The following is a 19,665-nucleotide window of genomic DNA, read 5'->3' on the forward strand; positions in this document are numbered from 1 at the left end:
AGAGAACAGAGAACAGAGAACAGAGAACAGAGAACAGAGAACAGAGAACAGAGAACAGAGAACAGAGAACAGAGAACAGAGAACAGAGAACAGAGCTTATATAAACATGTTCAAATATTGGAGTGTATATGAATTAAAATTTAAATATATAAAAACAAAAAAATTCCTTCTATCGTTAAGATAAGAAGAAATTCTTTTTAATATTTTGGATATTTTTTAAAGCTTAAATGCTTTTAAAATATGGTCGGAGCAGTAGGATTCGAACCTACGACCCCCTGGTCCCAAACCAGGTGCACTACCAGGCTGTGCTATGCTCCGAAATTGGGGTGAATGACGGGATTCGAACCCGCGACAACTGGAATCACAATCCAGGGCTCTACCAACTGAGCTACATCCACCATCAAATAGTTCTATGTACCAAGCTACCGATTGGCGCGCCTGACAGGATTCGAACCTGTGACCATCCGCTTAGAAGGCGGATGCTCTATCCAACTGAGCTACAGGCGCTTAACCGATGATGCTTATCATGCGATACTTCGCCGATCTTAAAATATTATTTTAAGTGGTCGGAGCAGTAGGATTCGAACCTACGACCCCCTGGTCCCAAACCAGGTGCACTACCAGGCTGTGCTATGCTCCGATCTATCTCAGCTTTTGCTGTATCGCACATCGTGCGGTACGGTGTGCATTCTAGGCGCGACGCCCTCAGACGTCAACACCTATTCTCAAAAAAAGTTAAAAATCCTTATCAAATGTATATTTAACAAGCATTTTGAGGTTTTTTAACGCTTTAGCGATGCACTAAAGGCTAACATTCGATCTAAAGGCATTTTGGCACGTTCAGCAAGCGCTGGTTCAACGTGTATTTCCTGATCGCCTTTTTGTAAAACTTCCAAAATTCCGTCGAGTTCGTTCATTGCCATCCACGGACAGTGAGCACATGAACGGCAAGTTGCGCCCTCACCTGCTGTTGGTGCCTCAACTAAAATCTTATTAGGTACCGCTTGCTGCATTTTGTAGAAAATACCGCGGTCAGTTGCCACAATAAGTCTTTCATTTGGCAAAGTCTGCGCAGCTTTAATCAGTTGAGAAGTACTACCTACCGCATCGGCAATGTCTACAACCGACTCTGGTGACTCTGGATGTACCAATACAGCCGCATCTGGGTACAGTGCTTTCATGTTGGCAATGCCACGTGCACGGAATTCTTCATGCACAATACATGCGCCATCCCAAAGCAACATATCTGCACCAGTTTTCTTTTGAATATAGCGACCTAAGTGCTGATCTGGTGCCCAAATAATTTTTTCGCCTAAGCTATCTAGGTGTTCAACAATTTCTACAGCACAGCTTGAAGTCACCACCCAATCTGCACGTGCTTTAACAGCAGCCGATGTGTTGGCATAAACAACTACGGTATGGTCAGGGTGCTGATCACAAAATGCTGTGAACTCGTCAACTGGACAGCCCAAGTCGAGTGAACAGGTTGCTTCAAGTGTCGGCATTAAAATTGTTTTTTCAGGAGACAGGATTTTAGCTGTTTCTCCCATAAATTTGACCCCAGCAACAACCAGTGTAGAGGCGGCATGATCTCGTCCGAAACGGGCCATTTCTAAAGAGTCAGAAACGCATCCACCTGTTTTTTCGGCAAGCTCCTGTACTTCAGGGTCGCAATAGTAATGAGCAACAAGGACAGCATCACGTTTTTTGAGCTCTGCTTCGATCTGCGCAAACTTTTGTTGTTTTGCTTCTTCACTTAAGCGATTGTCTTTTGGCTCACCTAAACGGTCTAAATGCGCTTGTACAATGTTTTTTGCATCGTTGGCAATTAAAGTCGCATCACTCATAAAACGTCTTCTCTATCCTTCATGCTGGCATACCTGCTCGCATATAACGTTACTGCTTAAATGATTTACGGATTGAATCATTTAATATCAAAAGTTGGGGCTAATAAAAAAGCCTCTTTGTCGAGGCTTGATTATAACTGATATTTAAGAACGGTAATCAGCATTAATTTTGACATAATCGTAAGATAAGTCACAGGTATATACCGTGTCTTTGGCCTGACCACGTCCTAAATCAACACGAATGGTAATTTCGGTTTGTGCCATAACACGCGCGCCTGCTTCTTCGGTATAGTCCTCAGCTGCGCCGCCATCTTTACAGATTTGCACGTCGTCTAACCACACTTGAATTTTAGACACGTCTAGGTCTTTAACTCCTGCATAGCCAATTGCAGCTAAAATACGTCCCCAGTTCGGGTCCGATGCAAAAATCGCAGTTTTGACAAGTGGTGAATGCGCAATGCTATAAGCAATGTCACAACACTCCTGAATGTTACCGCCCCCCTCTACAGCGACAGTAATAAATTTCGTCGCGCCTTCGCCATCACGGACAATTAACTGTGCTAATCGATTCATTACACGAGCAAGTACTTCTAACACTTTAGTGTAGCGTGCATCACTGTCTGATGTAATTTCAGCGCCACCCGCCTGACCTGTTGCTACAAAAATACAAGAGTCATTTGTTGAGGTGTCGCCATCAATCGTAATACGGTTAAATGAATGCTCAACCGTGGTTTTTAGTAACTTTTGTACTAAATCGCGGCTAATAGGCGCATCGGTTGCCACAAAGCTCAACATGGTTGCCATGTTCGGGCGAATCATTCCGGCGCCTTTACTAATACCTGTCATGGTATAAGTAATGCCATCAAGCTCAAATTGTTCAGATGCACCTTTAGGTACTGTGTCTGTCGTCATAATGCCAGATGCAGCATCATTCCAAGCCGCTTCTTGTACGCTATTTAATGCAGGTTGAAGACCAGCAAGTAAACGTTCCATCGGAAGTTGCTCACCAATCACACCCGTAGAAAACGGAAGGACTTCAAAACTGTTTACCCCAGCAATCTCCGCTAATTTTGCACAAGTATCTTGAGCATTTTTCAAACCCGTAGGTCCAGTTCCTGCATTGGCATTACCTGTATTAATCACTAAATAACGAGGATTACCTTCGGCAAGATGAGCTTTAGAAACATGAACAGGCGCTGCACAAAATGCATTTTGAGTAAATACACCAGCAACATTTGAACCTTCTGCAAACTCAAAAATGACTAAATCTCGTCGGTTTGGGTAACGTACATATGCTTCTGTTGAGCCAATTTTTACACCTTTTACCACATGCATTTGTGGCATTGTTACGTCACCGACAGCCATTTTTAAAACATCCAAAGTTTGTTATGAATAAGATCAATATTTCAAAAAAGCGATGCCATGAAGCACTTTCTTCATGAAATATCATAGAGGACAGCTTAGTAGAAAAGTCTAAAAAAATCGAGCGCAAAAACGGCTCATTGTTGCTCTAGTTTTAATAAAATATCTTTCTTATCAAGCCCACCCGCAAAACCAACTAAAGCACCACCCGCACCAATGACACGATGACAAGGTGCAATAATTGAAATCGGGTTTTTGCCATTGGCAGCGCCAACTGCTCGCACCGCTTTTTCATTGCCAATTTGAACAGCAATATCTTTATAACTTCTTGTTTCACCATAAGGGATGGTCAATAAAGCAGACCAGACCTGCTTTTGAAATGCAGTCCCCTCGAAATCGAGTGGTAATGTAAACTCACGGCGTTTACCTTCAAAATATTCTTTTAATTGTTGTTCGGTCTTTAATAATACTGGATGCTCAAGTTGTTCGACTAGCTCGGCCAGTCGAACACGTTTTGGATTTTCATTGTCCCAGAGTATTGCCACCAAAGCATTTTCATTCGCAACCAGCTTTAATTGCCCAACAGGCGAATTGATATACTTATAAGACAGCAACATAGTTTTATTCTCTTAGGAAGGCGATGAAATTTTCATTAAAACCAAACCTGACACAATCAATACAGCGGCAATCATTCGCATAGCGCCAACAGGCTCATGAAGAAAGAAAATACCGACTAGAAATGACCCGATTGCGCCAATTCCTGTCCAAACCGTATAGGCAGTGCCAAGGGGTAAAGTCTTCATTGAAATTGAAAGTAGAATTACGCTCAAAATCATAAAAACTACGGTAATAACACTAGGGGTTAAACGTGTAAAACCTTCAGACATTTTCATAGAATATGCCCAAATGATTTCAAATACACCTGCTAAAATTAAAATAGCCCAAGCCATAACATTCACTAATTTTTATAGTGTCAGGTCGTCCCGACATGATTACCCAATATGGGGGAGGTCGTTCCTCCTTTATGTGAGGACTCAGTTTACTTTAAAATAAAAAATGAAGGCAAACCCTATCTAAAGCTTACCTGTCTTAGAAAATCTTATTCATTTTTTAACTGTAAAATTTTTCGTGCGCCATTTAAAACAAACAAGACAATGATTAATCCAATCATTAAATCAGGATAAGGAGAACCTGTAATGGCAACTAATATTCCCGCGACAATGACACCCAAGTTTACGATGACATCATTTGCAGAAAAGATATAACTCGCCTTCATATGTGCCCCGCTCTCTTTATGGTCTCTCATTAAATAAAGGCAACTAATATTGGCTGCCAGAGCCAATCCACCAATTAAAATCATGAGAATTGAAACGGGTTCACTGCCGTAAATAAAACGGCGCAACACATCAATTAACACAATGATGGCTAAGCCAAACTGAAACCATCCGGAAATATGTGCAGCCTTTAATTGAGCATTGAGGTTTTTACCCACCACAAATAAAGCAATGCCATAAATTGCAGCATCGGCAAACATATCGAGTGAATCAGCGATTAATCCTGTCGATGAAGCAATAATACCTGCCATAAACTCAATGACAAACATGACGCCATTAATGAGTAATAACCATTGTAAAACTTGCTTTTGTGCTGCATTGGTTGAAGAGCTAGCTCGAACCTTTTTAGGTTTTTCAACAGGTTCATAATGTGGCTGCGTTTGTTGTAATTCCGCCCCTAGTCCTAAACGTTGCAGGCTTTGGGTGATCTTTTCAGCTTGAACACTGTGATAAATCGCCAAATGCCGAGCTGGTAAGTCAAAATGAAGCTCTTGAATATCGTCAGCGTAAGAGGCCAAAGCCATTCGTACCATTTGCTCTTCAGCTGCACAATCCATGTGAGGAATATGATAATAACTCACCCATTGGCTGTTTCTAGGCACAGCTTCACTAGGTGTAGAATATTCCTGAGACGGCATGCTGGAGCACCCGCAGCTAGAGCCAGTTTTATTTAAATGTATTTGATTCTCTTGTTTTTCTAAAGCCATCTGTGCACCATAACTGACACAAAAAACAATGCCATCAGTATAAACCAATGGCATGTCATTAAGCTTAATTTTTGTTCGGCAATTAGAACTTAAGTGTTAAACCTGCTCCATAATACCAACCATTTTCAGAGTCGGTGCCAGTTTGCCAAGCAGTTTGTTTTAAACCTTTTTCATAGCTGTAACCCACATCAACAAATGGCATGACCTTTTTGTTAATTTCATAACGGGTTTGAAAACCAGCTTGTAAACTTGATAAACCTGTTTTACTTGCATAGTGAGATTCATCTTGCAAAACAACATCTGCTTTTAAATAAGGTTTACCAATTAGCTTTTGGGTAAAGAGTAAATCCCTTTCCGTTTCTAAACTTAGCTTCCATAGCTGATCTTCACCTACATAAAGATATGCATCGGTTTCAAAAAAGTAAGGTGCCATACCATGCAAACCTACTACACCTGCCCAGCGATCTTGCTTTTCATCTTCCCGTTGTAAACGCTCGTAGTTTACCCCAGCCTGTACATCCCAATAATCAGCTAAATTTCGACTGTAAAGTACTGAACCGCCGTAATTAGCATCTTCCGACTCGGCTTTTTCAACATGGGCTTTAATGAATAATTTATTTTCATCCGTTCCCACCCAACTTTCTAATTCAGAAGAAAAACTGCCTTCTCCTTCTTCATTTTGAGTCCAGCCAGTATCAATTTTTGTTGCTTGATAGATCTGTCCACCATGTTCGCGTAAATGATCATGCGTTAAGGGTTCTTGTGCCAAAGCAAGGACCGATACGCCAGAGAAAATACCGCAACATATCATTTGAGACAATAACTTAGTGATGCGCATGACTCGCTCCTTTTTCATTTTCAGATTGAATAGGTGCTTGAGATGCATCTACTGCTCCATCATTCACTTGAGCCACAATCAACTTATTCATCATCCCTGCACTCATGTGATAAAGCAGATGGCAATGAATCGCCCATTCTCCTAAAGCATCGGCTGTTAATAACGCAGTAACTGTCTTTCCTGGTGGAACAATAACGGTATGTTTATTTGGCAAGTTTTCAGCTTGCTGACCATTTTCCAATTGCATGAACATGCCATGTAAATGCATTGGATGAGCCATCATGCTGTCATTCACGAACTTCAAACGAATACGTTCGCCATACTTAACTTGCAATGGCTCAGCTTCGCTAAATTTCTTGCCATTAATAGTCCAGATATAACGCTCCATGTTGCCACCTAAACGAATAACAAGCTCTCGTTCTGGCGCACGCGTGTCTGGCTGCGGTGTTAAAGATTGCAAATCACTATATTGCAGCGCTTTCATACCCGCTGGTGTCGAAGCATTTGCCCAGCCATAAACAGGCTCATCCTTTTTAGTCTTATTCTCAGATTGAGTAGGCATCTCATGATTCATATTCATCATAGAGTGATCATGCTCACTAGACGACATTGCCTGCATATCATGTTTCATTTCAGGCATCGCTGACATGTCATGCTTCATTTGCATAATGGAATGATCATGTTCTTCAGATGACATATTTTTCATGTCATGGCTCATGTTCATCATTGTGGAATCATGATTCGCATGGCTCATCTCTTTTTTCATTTCAGGCATAGCCGACATGTCATGTTGCATGTTCATTTGATGGCCAGCATGTTCATCACTTGCCCCATTGCCATGACTCATGCCCATATCATCCATGGTTAGCAAAGAACGTGGACGTGGCTGCGGCATTTGAACTGGCCCCACAGCTTGCGTATTTTCATTGTGCAAAGTACCGATAGCGAAACCACTGCGGTCAATAGACTCTGCTTCAATCTGATAATTTGGCTGTTTAGGTTCTACAATTACATCGTAGGTTTCGGCTGTACCAATACGAAACTCGTCAATTGCAACTGGTTTAACTGGCTGCCCATCTGCACTTACAACTGTCATTTTCAAATTTGGAATTCTGACATCAAAAAATGACATTGCCGATGCGTTAATAAATCGTAATCGAATCTTATCGCCAGCTTTAAAATTACCTGTCCAGTTTTGCTGAGGTGTCTTGCCATTAACTAAGAACGTATAACCCGTCACATCAGACATATCGGTTTTTAACATCCGCATCTGATTCCACATCGAACGATCTTGCCAAGTTGCTTTTAAGCCTTGTGTTTTAACTTGCTTCAAAACATCAGATACGGTTTCACGGCGGTTTTGATAATACTCAGGAGATTTCTTCAAATTCTTCATAATACTATCGCTAGAAGAATGATGAAAATCTGAAAGCATCACCACATAATCACGATCAGTTTTTTCATGTGCAGCTACGGGTATTTTCCCTTTTGGATAAATCACGAGCGGGCCATATAAACCATCTTGCTCTTGGCCTTTACTATGGGCGTGATACCAATAAGTGCCGTTTTGTTTCACCTTAAAGCGGTAAACAAAATCTCCGTTTGGCGCGATTCCTTTAAAACCATTGAAACCCGGTACGCCATCCATCAACCCTGGCAGTAATAACCCATGCCAATGCAAAGACGTATCTTGATTCTTTAATTGGTTATGAACATGGATAACAGCCTCATCTCCTTCCTCAAACTCAAGGAGTGGTGCTGTAAATTTTCCATTTACGGTAATTCGTTTGAGCGGCTGACCCGTAACATTGACCTGTTGTTCATTAATATTAAGGTGATATTCCTTAATTGCCGCGAGGGTCCATGGTGAAACCAATAGACCAAATACAGCGACGAGGCTGCTAATTGTTTTATGAGACATTGCTGTAATCCTTTGAACTAAAAAAATAGGTAAGAAAGGATTAAGCTTTTGGAGGACGTAAAATTTCTTGCCAGTATCCGGCTAAATGCTGAGCCTGATAAATACTGCTAAATTGAGACGAGATTGGAATAAATTGCGAGTCAATATCTGGTACAGCTTGCTGTAATGCCAAATTCACAATTTGACAATGAACTGGGTTACAGTCCTGACAATGCTCACCATGTGAGTTAAGAGACTGTGTCATATTTTGATGACATACAGTCTGATTATCAGTTTGAACATGCATATTCTTATGCGAAGTTTTTTCACTATGACACGGCATAGTGTGAAGATCATGCTGCATAGGTGTCTGAGCAACAGACACACCACTCCACCCAATGACCAAAGTCATTAGGAACACAAACCAAGCATACTTGCGTAAGTGTTGTAGAGCCATTGTGGTTTATCGCCTAGAGCCGATGAGTAATCTTAACCCCATTAGCATAACCAAGTTTTCAAACAGATACAATTTTCAATCTTAACTGTTTGTTTTAAAGTAATTAAGCAAATGGTTTTTGATGCTGAAGGACTAAATCAATCACTTCTAGTGCACCTTCTTGTTCATTACTTACAGTTGTATAAGGGGCTACTGCTTTCAAAGCTTCAACTGCATTTTCAACCGCAAATCCATAACCGACAGCTTTGATCATCTGAATATCATTATTGTTATCACCAATCGCAACCACTTGATCAGATTCAACCTGCCATTTTTGCAGTAATAGCTTCAAACCATGTGCTTTATGTTGGTCTGGAAGAATCAAATCAATAAAACCAAAACCACTTGAAACAGGCACTAAGACTTTATCTGCAACAAAACTTTGCTTCTGAAAATCTTGGAAAATTGCAAAGCTTTCGTTTTCCTGAGCAGTAAAAGTAATTTTACACACCAAGTCATCTAATGCATAAAAGTCATCAATAACTGTTAGCTTTTCAAAGTATCGAGCGACTTTAGCATAGTCCTCCGCGTTCATGCTGCTATGCACATAAGCACTCTTTTTCCCACAGATCACCATAGTCGAGGTATATACAGGATCAATCGCTTTTAGAATCTCAATGTATTGTTGTTGACTTAAATGAGCAAAAGCTATTTCTTGCCCTGCATCTACAACATGCGCGCCATTTTCTGCAATAAAAGCAATTTCATGACTAATTTCTGGAAAATAGGTAATCAGCTTTGCGAGTTGGTTACCACTGGCAACCACAAAATGAATATTATTTTGTTTAAGTTGTTCGTACTGTTTTAAAAAACGTGCTTTGTTGTACTGCTTCTTAGAATTAAGAAAAGTCCCATCCATATCTACCGCTAAAATTTTTATCGTCATTAATTATCTAAATCTCTTACTAAAACCTTATTAAAGCAAATTTAGCTTTATTTTTCATGACACTTTTACAGTTTTATACTTATCTATCTCTAAAAATTTTTTACACAGAGCCGTATCGTTTTTTGCACAGGTTATTTTTTAGCAAAGCTTAATAAAAAATCAGATAATAAAATATTCAACACGCATAAAAAAAGAACGTAAAAACGTTCTTTTTTCATACATTTCGCTTAGAGAATAAACGGTTGATCTAATTTTGTTTATTTTACCAACATCTTATCCATACGGTTATCAACACAGTTATCCATATAGTTATAAACAAAGTTATCCACAAGCTTATTCTCAGTTCAACATGCTTTTTAAGCGTCTACACTACCTACTTTCGCAAGCTCTGCACGCATTTGATCAATCACAACTTTATAATCTGGTTGACCAAAAATAGCTGAACCAGCAACAAACATATCTGCACCAGCTTCTGCAATTTCACGAATATTTGCAGGGCCAACGCCACCGTCAACTTCTAAACGAATATCACGGCCACTTGCATCGATAATTTTACGAGCTTCACGCAATTTTTCTAAAGTCATTGGAATGAACTTTTGTCCACCAAAACCTGGGTTTACGCTCATTATTAAAATTTGATCAACTTTATCAAGTACATAATCAAGATAGTGTAAAGGTGTTGCTGGGTTAAAGACTAAACCTGCTTTAGCACCACCTGACTTAATCAACTGTAATGAACGATCGATGTGGTGCGATGCTTCCGGATGGAAAGTAATAATATCTGCACCAGCTTCCAAAAAGTCTCCAATAATTCGGTCAACTGGAGATACCATTAGATGCACGTCAACAGGAGCTGTAATCCCGTAATTTTTTAAAGCCTTACATACACCAGCACCAAAAGTTAAATTTGGAACGTAGTGATTATCCATCACATCAAAATGTACTACATCGGCACCTGCGGCTAACACTTTGTCTACATCTTCGCCTAAACGTGCAAAATCGGCAGATAAAATAGAAGGAGCAATCAAGTAAGGCTTGGACATAGGTGGATGACCTGGCTAAAAATTTAAGGAGAGGCTGAAAATTATAACAAAAAAGAACCTACTTGGCCTGCCCTTCCTTGCTTAAATGACAACATTTCAAACTTGCAACGTAACGTTGCAACAATAGAATGCTAACGGCGAAACGAATTTGTTAAGGTACATTAAACCAATGTGAGGATTGATAATGAAAAGCACAACTCATCTATTAACAAACGATGGAAAACGCATTGCAAAACGTCTGGTTAATCATTGGAAGCATAAGTTTGAAGTACAAGAAACTGAACAAGATTTTAAAATCTTAATGCCTACAGCAACGATTACACTTGCGCCTGCAACAGAACAGTTAAATGTTGCTATTGATAGCCAGTTAGATGACCACGACCACTTAGAAAAAGTGGTGCTTGATCATCTAAACCGTATGGCTCAACAAGAATTTCAGGTGGAATGGCAACACTAATTAGCCAGCGACCTTTTCTAATTGGATTGCATGGAACTGTAAATGCTCATCCATAAAGGTTTGAATAAAGTAATAACCATGATCATAGCCAACATGTTGTCTTAAAGTTAAAGGCTGTCCTGCTTTTAAACATGCTTGCTTAAATTTTTCAGGGTGAAGTTGTTCATAAAATTGGTCATCTAATCCCTGATCAACCAAAATTTCGTCAAATACTGCACCATTTTTTGAGACTAAAGCTGTGGCATCATGAGCCAACCAGTTATTGCGATCTGCACCTAAATAATGACTAAACGCTTTGTCTCCCCATGCACATTCAGTTGGTGCACAGATTGGAGCAAAGGCAGATACAGATTTAAACTTCTCAGGATATTTAAACGCTAAAGTTAGTGCGCCGTGGCCACCCATTGAGTGCCCAAAGATACCAACTTGTTGAGCGTTTACAGGAAAGCTTTTTAAAATGAGTGGATATAACTCATCAATTAAATAACTTTCCATTTGATAATGCTCAGACCAAGGTGCTTGTGTGGCATTAATATAAAAACCCGCACCTTGACCTAAATCCCAGTTATCCCCTGCTGCGACTTGTTCTCCACGAGGGGAAGTGTCTGGGGTAATCAATATTAAGCTCAGTTGGGCTGCCATATGCTGTGCGTGGGCTTTAATGGCAAATGTTTCTTCAGTGCACGTTAACCCAGCTAAGTAAAACAAAGTTGAGCAAGCTTTACCTTCTAAAGCTGCTGGTGGTAAATAAACACCAAACTTCGCTGGTCCTTTTAAATAAGAGGATTCAAATTGGTATATACGCTGCTCGCCCTCAAAGCAGTGGTTTTTTTGCAGGAGTTGCATCGTTTTTAGCCTCTGTTTTTGTTTGAGCAATATCTACACTACCCGTATTTTGCTGAGGAAATAAATACTTTTCCAATTGAGGTAGCATAAGTTCCATATTTTTACCAATCATCCACTGAGGCTCTGAAGGTTCAACACCTTGAGCCACTTCCCATTTGGTTACTGTTTGCTTAGCTGTGTTAAATGAGTCTTTCATTGACGATTGCTCTCGCATAGCCAAATCAAAGAAAGCTCGTCCAAAATAGGTATAATCAGCTTCGTTATTACATCCAAAAGAAGTTTTATCAGCGGCCGATGCAGTAATAATTAGTGTATCAGGAGACTGTAAAGCAGGAATAAAGCTTCCTGAATAGCAGGCTGATATAACAATCACACGCCAGCGAATACCGGATTTATCAAGTGTTTCACGCAACCATTTCGGGTCTACTTGCCCTAAATCTAATGGTGCATTTTCAATTTCAAAGTGATTCTGTTCACCGTGTGAAGTCATATATAAAAATAGGACATCACTATCACGGTTCATTTGCTGCCCCATACGGCGTAGGGCTAACTCGATACTGGTTTTAGAAGCAATTGGAATTTCTGTGCGGGTGTCTGGATTATTGACCAACATCATTGAGCGACCAATCGTTCCAAAACGTGTGTCAAACTGTTCTTTAATACGGACCACTTCCGATTTAAAAACATCTTGATAACTATCGCCAGCAACACCTAAAAAATACCAATGGCTTTTTGCCTGTTCGCCATATTGGACTTGCTCTAAAGAATCGTTCAGCAATTTACTTTGTGCGTAAAAAGCATCTTCAGCAAATGTTGGAGCCGAATCTTCTACCTTCCAAATCGGTTGATCTTTTACAGAAAGTTGCCACACCACCATCGTTGCAATAGTCGCAACCATGACGAGTGCACGTTCCCACCAAGGCCACTTGAGTTCGCGCGAGAAAACCCAAATCACCGCTAAACTTTGCCACACAAACAAAGCTACAAATAAGCTCGGTAAAATTCCGTTATAAATAGCATCGGGAATAAAGTTGAGATAACCGTTAGAACCCAAATACTGAATTAAACATTGAATTAATAAGATATTTGTATCTAAAACCAACCACAGTAAAGCAGGTACTAGCATTAAACGAGGTTGATTGGTTCGCTGTGATAAAAATATACCGACAATTAAGGCAATGAATGGCCAAAGTGCATAACCAATTAAACCTTGTGAATTGAAATCACCGATTTGACCAGCGACAAGCCAACTATAAAGAGAGTTAGTACACCCCCCTAAAACTCCCCAAACAATCAGCTGAAGAATAGATGGATGTACAATTTGTAGAGAACGTCTTGATCCCAAAAACAGCCACATTCCGGCAATTTGGTTGCTTTTAAAATCATGCCAAAAATTAATGGAGGGTTTAAGATCAATCATAAAAGGTTTTCAAAAATTTCGTTTTTGTCAGGCATCTTAAGTGTATGCCTGCTAAGAATTTTAGCAATCATGCTTTTGAACTATATCACATATATTTGTGCATTATTCAAGCAATAAAACCTAACCTTACATAAGCCTACTGAAAATACGCATCAAAACGACAAGCATCTCCTTGCCATTGATGAGCTGGCTCTTGATTTGCCAAAAAAATAGCATGGCGTGGTCGTTTAACGACTACACGTTTAGCAACTTTCTGTGCCAAAACCAGCAAATTATCCCCCAAATCCATTTCGCCATCTTCAGGTAAAAGTAGGTGTAAAAGCTGCATCTGTTTTTTAACTTGGGCTTGCTTTTTGACTGCTTGATGATTCTGATCGCGCTGAGGAAACATCGGGTCTAGATAAACCACATCAACCATTTGAGCTGTTTGCTGTAACTGTTCTAAATAACTTGCAGAGTCAGCAAAGATCAGTTGAATCCGATCCATAAACTGGCTTAAAAAGCTGTCTTTTTCAGCTTGTGCTTTTGCATCTTCAAGTAAGGTAAATAAAATTGGATGGCGCTCAACCAATTGTATTTGTGCACCTAAATAAGCCATGAGTAAACTATCGTGGCCTAAGCCTGCTGTAGCATCAACAAGTATGGGTTTTTCACCTAACTGACAAGCCCGAGCAATCATTTCTGATTTAAGACTCGCACGTTTTAAACGAGAAATTTCGGCTTTCCAGTCGGGCTGCATTTTCATGCCATTTGCAGACAGCCATAGCCCGTTTTCATCTGCACAAAGTGCCAACTCAGGATTTAAACGCAAAAATCGTGCATTCAGTTTTTCAACTAACTGCAAATCTACATTCACACCTCTAGAACAAAGCACAGCTTGGTAGTGCTGTGCTTGCTCTTGAAAATCTACTTCAAAATATATGTGCATGATTAGCCTTTATTTTGCTTTACCCTGATCCGCTATTTTTTTCCATGCATCATCACGTAAATAAACTGGCAAAGCATGTTCAGCATCAACCCACTGCTTTTGTGCTGCATAGACACGTGCAATAGAAGCAATGTCTTGTGCATTTGCAGTGATTGTTTGATGATCTGCATCAGCTTGAAGTAGCTTCGCGCCCGAACCAATTAAGCAATGTTTTGCGTAAGCAGCAGCTGGCTCGTAGCCCATTAATTTTTCTTCATCAATACATTGCATAATTCCATGCTCATCTAGAACATAACTTGCAATGTAAACTTCGTTCATACGAGCATCGAGAACCGCAGTCACTTGTTTCAAACCTTCAAGTCGGTATGCCGCTTGAGCTAAAGCTTGCAAACTAGAAACAGGAATAACGGGTAAATCTTGTGACCATGCCAATGCCTGAGTAACAGCTGCATTAATTCGAACACCACTAAAAGAACCCGGCCCACGGCTAAAGGCAATCGCATCTAGGCCAGCAACGTCAAATCCTGTCTGCTGTAAGCCCTGCTCAATCATTGGCAGAATAGTCTGAGTTTGTGCTTTTGCTCTTGTATCGAGTTGGAAAAATAGTTCTTGGGTTTCATCAATTAATGAAATGGAACAATGCTCGTTTGCAGTTTCCAACGCCAGCAGTTTCATGCACAACCTTAGTATTAAATCAGATTAAAAACGAGGGTTATGATACCCCACTCGGCTCTGATAGGCGAGTTGTTCTCTTTCTAAATAAAAATGCCAAGCTTGTGCTTGGCATAAAATATTTTGCTAAAAAAGAGTTAAAAATGGAATTCTTTTAAATCTGCATAGTTCTTAAAGTGCTCAGCATAATGCAATGCACTCAAACGTATTTTTGCAGCACCATCTTCATCTAAAGTTTTGACAATTTTGCCAGGTGAACCCATCACCACTGAGTTATCTGGAATCACCTTTCCTTCAGGAATTAAAGCATTAGCACCGATAATACAATTTTTACCAATCACAGCCCGATTTAAAATTACGGCGTTCATACCAATCAAACTATTATCACCAATCGTACAACCATGCAGCATGACTTTATGCCCGACTGTGACATATTCACCAATATTTAACTCAAGTCCAGCATCGGTGTGTAGTACAGAATTTTCTTGAATATTAGAGAAATCACCAATTCGAACTACACAGTTATCGGCGCGCACTACAGCTCCAAACCAAATGCTGACTTGACGGCCTAACTCTACTTGCCCAATGAGCGTTGCTGTTGGAGCAACCCAACCATCCCATGGCTCATGTAAGGCTTTTGGGTGCTGTCCTTGATAGCTATACATCATAATTTATCAATCCTGATCATTTATTCTTATGAGAAAACTTTGGCATTCCAAAGGTTGGTGAATTGAGTAAAAATGGCCAATCTTTTTGATAACCCAATCCATATTTAAACAGAGCAACTAACATACGAGCAGTTAAACCCCAAATAATTTCATTATCAATCTGTAAGCTTGGAAAATATAAAGACTGATGGGCATATCGAACTTCATAGGGTGTTGGACGCGTCTCGATAAGTTCCTGTAACGGGACAAAGAAAATTCGATCAATTTCGGTAGGTTGAGGGATTAAAGTCACCTCTGGAGGAATAAGCCCAACGATCGGTTTTACAGACAAACCGCTTCTTGCACGTTGCATTGGCAAATCACCTAAAAGCTGAACATCGAACGGATTTAAAGCTGTTTCTTCCTGAGCTTCTCTTAAGGCCACCACAATATTACTCGTATCACTAGGGTCACGCTTTCCACCTGGGAAAGAAACTTCCCCCGCATGGTTGTTCATATGTATTGAACGGCGTGTAAGCAGTACCTTTGGATCATTTTCATTAGTAATTGCAATCAATACTGCTGCTTGTGCTTCTTGTATACGGGTGGAAAAGCGCAATCTTTGCTGTAACTTTTTTGTTAGCAAGTGCTCTTCCATACCATTCACCTATTATTCTATCTCTCTTTGCATCATATCTGAAAATCAAACTTAGGGAATAGAGTTGATGCGTAAGTCTAAAAATTCAGTTATGCTGAGCCATCTCTATACTCGATGATAATTATGAGTTTCTGTGTAGCGTGTGGGCATAAAACCGAACAAAAAATTCCTTTAGGTGATCATAAAGTACGCCGTGTTTGTACTCATTGTGGAAATATTCATTATGAAAACCCCAAAGTAATATGCGGTGCCTTAGCGTTATGGGAAGACAAAGTATTACTCTGTCGTCGTGCAATTGAACCTCGTTATGGTTTATGGACATTACCTGCTGGTTATATGGAATTGTTTGAAACCATGGAGCAAGGTGCAGCACGTGAAACTCGTGAAGAAGCAGAAGCCGAGATAGAAATAGAGCAACTCTACTGCATGTACAATATTCCTCGTATTGGCCAAATTTATGTACTTTTCAAAGCGCAGCTAAAAGATGGGATTTTTGGTGCAGGTGAAGAAAGCATCGAGAGTCGTCTGTTTGAAGAACACGAAATTCCATGGGGTGAGCTTGCCTTCCCTAGTGTTGAACATACACTAAGACATTATTTTGAAGACCGTAAAAAACAAGTTTTCCCAACACATCTTGAAACTTTGGGTACTCGTTTAGACCATACGGGTTAATCAATTAGATAATAAAAAAGACCGCTTAGCGGTCTTTTTTATTTGTTTAATATTTTAAGACTTAGTTTTAATTGCTTTACAAGCTGGAATAGATTGATCCGCTAGTTTGATTGTTACTGTACCAAACTTACGTTGAGCCAAAGCTTTATCCGCAGCGGTTGGAGCAGGCACATCCTTAAGCGTATTATAGCTTTCTTGAGCTGCCGCATGTTGATTAAACCAAGCAGTATTAGTATCGAAATCAATGCTCGTACTATCTACCTTATTTGCCAATAAATTAAATAGATTCAATTTCGCAGGCCCCGGAGAAACGCCTACAAAAGTTACCCCAACCATCGCACCATCAATATTCTCAAATTTTGGATTAGATAAAATCATACGAACATAAACAGACTGTTGGCTATTTGAAGGATCATCAACTGTCGCCGCTGTAGTACCAATTCGATATTGTTGTACGCCATTACTATCCACTAAACTAGTGTCAGACACAGTCGCACATTGGCCTGACATATCATTTGTTGTTGAATTAGGTTTGATATCAGTACGAATATCCCCATGTTCATCAATAACAATACCTAAATTTACAGGTTGAATCATCTTATCTGAAAAATTAAATGTCAGAGTCGCATAAAGAGGAAAAATATAATTCTCTCCCACCTTTACGTTACCAGAAGTTTTGAAAACCCTTCTCTCTAGATAACTAATAGGACTGCTTTTAACAATACTCAATATCCCATTGTAGCTATCACCATCAACATTTTGACGCCAGAGGCCATAATGTTGCGGATTACCTGTACTGAGTTTTGTTAAGTATTTATAGAATGGTTCTGTCCCTGCCACTCCATAATCATTAAAGAATTTACCTTGATAAATCTGTAAATCTTCATTCGGATTATCAGAGGCGCTAAAACGAAGCGGAGTAGTTGGCTGAATCTCACGGCTAATAGGATTTAACCAGGCATTCTGTGCATTTGCATTTAATCTAGCTGGTTTAACTTTTGAGGTTAACAAATAAGGGTTTTGTACTTGATTGTTTATTGCAATAGCATTCCCCTTCCACTGCAATCCATATCCTAATGTATAACCTTGTCGGTCTGATAATAAATAAAACTCATCTGCTGAATGTCTTAAGTTAATTGTGTTATTAAAACATTCTTCCTGTGTAGTTCTATTACACCCATAAAAAACTTGATAGTTTTGAAATATGGGACTTGAACTAGTAAATAAATTGAATGACTCAAAAATGCCAGCATTACTTAAGTTAGTCGTTTGTACAACTAACTTATAAGCTTCATCATCAGAGATTTGTCCTACATCTAACCAAGGTTTTAAAATACTTGCATACGCACCATTTTTTAATTCTGTAGCTGTTATGCTCTGAGAAATTTTAGTAAGCTGATCTTTCTTTGTATCTGTAAGTTGGGTGGGTTGTATATCCCCAATCAGGTTATCATCATTTTCCACACCAATACTTTGAAAGATTTTTATTAAAGCAATCGCTACTTTAATTGTTTCATCATTTTTATCTAATGTTGATGGAGTTTTACCTGTAATACCACTTGCTAAATCCAGCACTCTTAGATATATCGGATTGATCACTTTAGTCCTACCATTCACGGCAGTAAACTTCCCAATCGTATCCAGATTAACGTTTCCTAAGAAAACCTTTTTATTATCTTTACTTTGAATATAAAAACGTGCTGTATCTCCTACTTTGCACGACCCAATTACCGCATTTCCTGAAAGTTTAGTCGCATAATGAAAATTTGTTGCCGAACTACAATCGAAATTAATACCAGCTATCGGATAATCTAAAGCGAATTGCAAACAAGTTGTATCTTCTGCACCAGTGTCGCTCGTTGTTGGCGTACAACTACCTGAAGATAAATTTCCGTTATTAGTACCAGAATTCGGATCTTCACTAATATTGGAACTACCGCCACCACAACCATTTAGCATAATCGCTAATGTGGTTAGTGCAAAAGGCCATAAAACTTTTTTATTCATTAGATACCCTACTTATTTTTAACGTAATACGGAAATTTGAATTTGTCCCTGATTTGTTAACTCTTTTTCTGCAACATCCACTGCAGAAGATAAAGGTGTCATCATCATGTAATGTGCCGAAGGTGGTACTTTTAAAACACCTTGAATTGATGAATGTTGTAACATCGTAGAAGGATAAGATTTACTCTTAAAGCCACTAACTCCTTCTAAAATGCAACCCTTATTATCTAAAAAGATGACTAAAGGCCAGTAATAAAGAGGCTTCTCATTACTAGCAGCAAATGACATAAGTTTTAAATGCTGAACAGAAGGGTTTAACTGTACAACCTCATATTCAAATTTTTCTTTCAACGGCTTACGAGGCCATACACTTACTTCTTTATTTATACTAAGTGTCTTAATTTGTTTGTTATAACCTTTAATAAAACATTTATCTTGTTCAAAAGCTGCTTCTAACTCTTGCGAAGATAAACGCATATATGTTGGAGCCAATACAACAGTAGATTCGTCGTCTTTAGTCTGCCGATTAAAAAGCTGATCTAAAGTTGACCGACTCACACCTTTTTTACGCTCTATTGATTCAGTTCTTCCTAAGCCGTCAGGCATAAGATAAAAACGCTTTTTACCGTCAAGATTAAATTCTTGATCTTCGAGATACTCATTATTTACATATTCAATATTATCAATCGTTGTAAATTTAGACTTATCCTGTGAAGAGACGGCTGATGGAGCTGCCTGTGATGTGCTTTTTATGGGCGGCGGTACTAAAATAAGCTTTTTCTTCCACTCATTATTAGCGACTGGTTGAACCTTTTCACCTTCGAAAGATTTAGTTTTCTCCGTAGATGTTTTTAATTCTTTATCAGCAACAGTAGCAGTTTGAGTTTTTTGTGGTGCAGTCGGTGCAGTCGGTGCAGTCGGTGCAGTCGGTGCAGTCGGTGCAGT

The 19,665-nt window shown here is 39.4% G+C and carries 20 protein-coding genes and 4 tRNA genes; 2 read left to right on the forward strand and 22 right to left on the reverse strand.

Annotation, left to right across the window (positions count from 1 at the left end; all coding sequences use genetic code 11):
- Window positions 1-241: 241 nt before the first annotated feature.
- The 14 genes from F935_RS12000 to rpe form a co-directional block, all read right to left on the reverse strand.
- Window positions 242-318, reverse strand: a tRNA-Pro gene (locus tag F935_RS12000).
- Between the two features lie 4 nt (window positions 319-322).
- A tRNA-His gene (locus F935_RS12005) sits at window positions 323-398 on the reverse strand.
- Between the two features lie 32 nt (window positions 399-430).
- Window positions 431-507, reverse strand: a tRNA-Arg gene (locus F935_RS12010).
- A gap of 56 nt (window positions 508-563) precedes the next feature.
- Window positions 564-640, reverse strand: a tRNA-Pro gene (locus F935_RS12015).
- 142 nt (window positions 641-782) lie between these two features.
- Complete coding sequence (gene nadA, locus F935_RS12020; RefSeq protein WP_009390598.1) at window positions 783-1,847, reverse strand: quinolinate synthase NadA; 1,065 nt, start codon at window positions 1,845-1,847, stop codon at window positions 783-785.
- Window positions 1,848-1,991: 144 nt separating this feature from the next.
- The gene (gene argJ, locus F935_RS12025; RefSeq protein ID WP_016139172.1) at window positions 1,992-3,212 is read right to left on the reverse strand and encodes a bifunctional glutamate N-acetyltransferase/amino-acid acetyltransferase ArgJ; all 1,221 of its coding nucleotides are present in this window, start codon (window positions 3,210-3,212) and stop codon (window positions 1,992-1,994) included.
- A 134-nt stretch (window positions 3,213-3,346) separates the two neighbouring features.
- Window positions 3,347-3,826 (reverse strand): methylated-DNA--[protein]-cysteine S-methyltransferase, encoded by a 480-nt coding sequence (locus F935_RS12030; protein WP_016139173.1) that lies wholly within the window; start codon window positions 3,824-3,826, stop codon window positions 3,347-3,349.
- 12 nt (window positions 3,827-3,838) lie between these two features.
- Window positions 3,839-4,159, reverse strand: coding sequence for a DMT family transporter (locus F935_RS12035; protein ID WP_004794435.1), 321 nt, complete (start codon window positions 4,157-4,159; stop codon window positions 3,839-3,841).
- Window positions 4,160-4,308: 149 nt separating this feature from the next.
- Window positions 4,309-5,304: a cation efflux transmembrane domain-containing protein gene (locus F935_RS12040; RefSeq protein ID WP_016139174.1), complete on the reverse strand. Its 996-nt coding sequence runs from the start codon at window positions 5,302-5,304 to the stop codon at window positions 4,309-4,311.
- A gap of 28 nt (window positions 5,305-5,332) precedes the next feature.
- The gene (locus F935_RS12045; protein ID WP_016139175.1) at window positions 5,333-6,088 is read right to left on the reverse strand and encodes a copper resistance protein B; all 756 of its coding nucleotides are present in this window, start codon (window positions 6,086-6,088) and stop codon (window positions 5,333-5,335) included.
- The gene (locus F935_RS12050) at window positions 6,075-8,009 is read right to left on the reverse strand and encodes a copper resistance system multicopper oxidase (RefSeq protein ID WP_016139176.1); all 1,935 of its coding nucleotides are present in this window, start codon (window positions 8,007-8,009) and stop codon (window positions 6,075-6,077) included. The genes F935_RS12045 and F935_RS12050 overlap by 14 nt, the downstream gene beginning before the upstream one ends.
- A 40-nt stretch (window positions 8,010-8,049) precedes the next feature.
- Window positions 8,050-8,445, reverse strand: coding sequence for a hypothetical protein (locus F935_RS12055; RefSeq protein ID WP_016139177.1), 396 nt, complete (start codon window positions 8,443-8,445; stop codon window positions 8,050-8,052).
- 103 nt (window positions 8,446-8,548) lie between these two features.
- Entirely contained in the window at window positions 8,549-9,370 is an 822-nt protein-coding gene (locus F935_RS12060; RefSeq protein ID WP_016139178.1) for a Cof-type HAD-IIB family hydrolase, read from the reverse strand.
- Window positions 9,371-9,726: 356 nt separating this feature from the next.
- Window positions 9,727-10,413, reverse strand: a complete 687-nt coding sequence (gene rpe / locus F935_RS12065) for a ribulose-phosphate 3-epimerase (protein WP_004794447.1) — start codon at window positions 10,411-10,413, stop codon at window positions 9,727-9,729.
- A gap of 184 nt (window positions 10,414-10,597) precedes the next feature.
- Between rpe and F935_RS12070 the strand changes: the two genes are divergently transcribed.
- Window positions 10,598-10,870, forward strand: coding sequence for a DUF2218 domain-containing protein (locus F935_RS12070; protein WP_009390654.1), 273 nt, complete (start codon window positions 10,598-10,600; stop codon window positions 10,868-10,870).
- Here F935_RS12070 and fghA read toward each other — a convergent pair whose 3' ends face one another.
- The 6 genes from fghA to F935_RS12100 all read right to left on the reverse strand — a co-directional run bounded on the left by fghA (window position 10,871) and on the right by F935_RS12100 (window position 16,050).
- Complete coding sequence (fghA, locus tag F935_RS12075) at window positions 10,871-11,716, reverse strand: S-formylglutathione hydrolase (protein WP_016139179.1); 846 nt, start codon at window positions 11,714-11,716, stop codon at window positions 10,871-10,873.
- Window positions 11,685-13,136: a C13 family peptidase gene (locus F935_RS12080; RefSeq protein ID WP_016139180.1), complete on the reverse strand. Its 1,452-nt coding sequence runs from the start codon at window positions 13,134-13,136 to the stop codon at window positions 11,685-11,687. Before F935_RS12080 ends, fghA begins: the two co-directional genes overlap by 32 nt.
- A 136-nt stretch (window positions 13,137-13,272) precedes the next feature.
- Complete coding sequence (locus F935_RS12085) at window positions 13,273-14,064, reverse strand: class I SAM-dependent methyltransferase (protein WP_016139181.1); 792 nt, start codon at window positions 14,062-14,064, stop codon at window positions 13,273-13,275.
- A gap of 9 nt (window positions 14,065-14,073) precedes the next feature.
- Window positions 14,074-14,739, reverse strand: a complete 666-nt coding sequence (gene tsaB / locus F935_RS12090) for a tRNA (adenosine(37)-N6)-threonylcarbamoyltransferase complex dimerization subunit type 1 TsaB (protein ID WP_016139182.1) — start codon at window positions 14,737-14,739, stop codon at window positions 14,074-14,076.
- Between the two features lie 134 nt (window positions 14,740-14,873).
- Window positions 14,874-15,401: a gamma carbonic anhydrase family protein gene (locus tag F935_RS12095; RefSeq protein ID WP_080632626.1), complete on the reverse strand. Its 528-nt coding sequence runs from the start codon at window positions 15,399-15,401 to the stop codon at window positions 14,874-14,876.
- Window positions 15,402-15,420: 19 nt separating this feature from the next.
- Entirely contained in the window at window positions 15,421-16,050 is a 630-nt protein-coding gene (locus F935_RS12100) for a CoA pyrophosphatase (protein ID WP_080645599.1), read from the reverse strand.
- A gap of 114 nt (window positions 16,051-16,164) precedes the next feature.
- Here F935_RS12100 and F935_RS12105 point away from each other — a divergent pair, with 114 nt between their 5' ends.
- Window positions 16,165-16,713 (forward strand): NUDIX hydrolase, encoded by a 549-nt coding sequence (locus tag F935_RS12105; protein ID WP_002115876.1) that lies wholly within the window; start codon window positions 16,165-16,167, stop codon window positions 16,711-16,713.
- Window positions 16,714-16,767: 54 nt separating this feature from the next.
- On the opposite strand, the gene F935_RS12110 is transcribed toward F935_RS12105, so the two are convergent.
- Window positions 16,768-18,720, reverse strand: a complete 1,953-nt coding sequence (locus F935_RS12110) for a putative pilus system protein FilF (RefSeq protein ID WP_016139184.1) — start codon at window positions 18,718-18,720, stop codon at window positions 16,768-16,770.
- Window positions 18,721-18,738: 18 nt separating this feature from the next.
- Window positions 18,739-19,665: putative pilus assembly protein FilE (gene filE / locus F935_RS12115; protein WP_016139185.1), on the reverse strand; the 927-nt coding region annotated here is incomplete at its 5' end.

Source organism: Acinetobacter calcoaceticus ANC 3811, from assembly GCF_000399665.1.
GTDB lineage: Bacteria > Pseudomonadota > Gammaproteobacteria > Pseudomonadales > Moraxellaceae > Acinetobacter > Acinetobacter calcoaceticus_B.

What these genes read in the sequence shown, in the direction of transcription:
- F935_RS12050 (WP_016139176.1), bottom strand. Translation starts at nt 8,009, where the DNA reads ATGTCTCATAAAACAATTAGCAGCCTCGTCGCTGTATTTGGTCTATTG.
- F935_RS12045 (WP_016139175.1), bottom strand. Translation starts at nt 6,088, where the DNA reads ATGCGCATCACTAAGTTATTGTCTCAAATGATATGTTGCGGTATTTTC.
- F935_RS12060 (WP_016139178.1), bottom strand. Translation starts at nt 9,370, where the DNA reads ATGACGATAAAAATTTTAGCGGTAGATATGGATGGGACTTTTCTTAAT.
- F935_RS12110 (WP_016139184.1), bottom strand. Translation starts at nt 18,720, where the DNA reads ATGAATAAAAAAGTTTTATGGCCTTTTGCACTAACCACATTAGCGATT.
- F935_RS12070 (WP_009390654.1), top strand. Translation starts at nt 10,598, where the DNA reads ATGAAAAGCACAACTCATCTATTAACAAACGATGGAAAACGCATTGCA.
- F935_RS12095 (WP_080632626.1), bottom strand. Translation starts at nt 15,401, where the DNA reads ATGTATAGCTATCAAGGACAGCACCCAAAAGCCTTACATGAGCCATGG.
- F935_RS12105 (WP_002115876.1), top strand. Translation starts at nt 16,165, where the DNA reads ATGAGTTTCTGTGTAGCGTGTGGGCATAAAACCGAACAAAAAATTCCT.
- F935_RS12035 (WP_004794435.1), bottom strand. Translation starts at nt 4,159, where the DNA reads ATGGCTTGGGCTATTTTAATTTTAGCAGGTGTATTTGAAATCATTTGG.
- F935_RS12055 (WP_016139177.1), bottom strand. Translation starts at nt 8,445, where the DNA reads ATGGCTCTACAACACTTACGCAAGTATGCTTGGTTTGTGTTCCTAATG.
- fghA (WP_016139179.1), bottom strand. Translation starts at nt 11,716, where the DNA reads ATGCAACTCCTGCAAAAAAACCACTGCTTTGAGGGCGAGCAGCGTATA.
- nadA (WP_009390598.1), bottom strand. Translation starts at nt 1,847, where the DNA reads ATGAGTGATGCGACTTTAATTGCCAACGATGCAAAAAACATTGTACAA.
- F935_RS12085 (WP_016139181.1), bottom strand. Translation starts at nt 14,064, where the DNA reads ATGCACATATATTTTGAAGTAGATTTTCAAGAGCAAGCACAGCACTAC.
- F935_RS12080 (WP_016139180.1), bottom strand. Translation starts at nt 13,136, where the DNA reads ATGATTGATCTTAAACCCTCCATTAATTTTTGGCATGATTTTAAAAGC.
- F935_RS12040 (WP_016139174.1), bottom strand. Translation starts at nt 5,304, where the DNA reads ATGCCATTGGTTTATACTGATGGCATTGTTTTTTGTGTCAGTTATGGT.
- tsaB (WP_016139182.1), bottom strand. Translation starts at nt 14,739, where the DNA reads ATGAAACTGCTGGCGTTGGAAACTGCAAACGAGCATTGTTCCATTTCA.
- argJ (WP_016139172.1), bottom strand. Translation starts at nt 3,212, where the DNA reads ATGGCTGTCGGTGACGTAACAATGCCACAAATGCATGTGGTAAAAGGT.
- F935_RS12030 (WP_016139173.1), bottom strand. Translation starts at nt 3,826, where the DNA reads ATGTTGCTGTCTTATAAGTATATCAATTCGCCTGTTGGGCAATTAAAG.
- rpe (WP_004794447.1), bottom strand. Translation starts at nt 10,413, where the DNA reads ATGTCCAAGCCTTACTTGATTGCTCCTTCTATTTTATCTGCCGATTTT.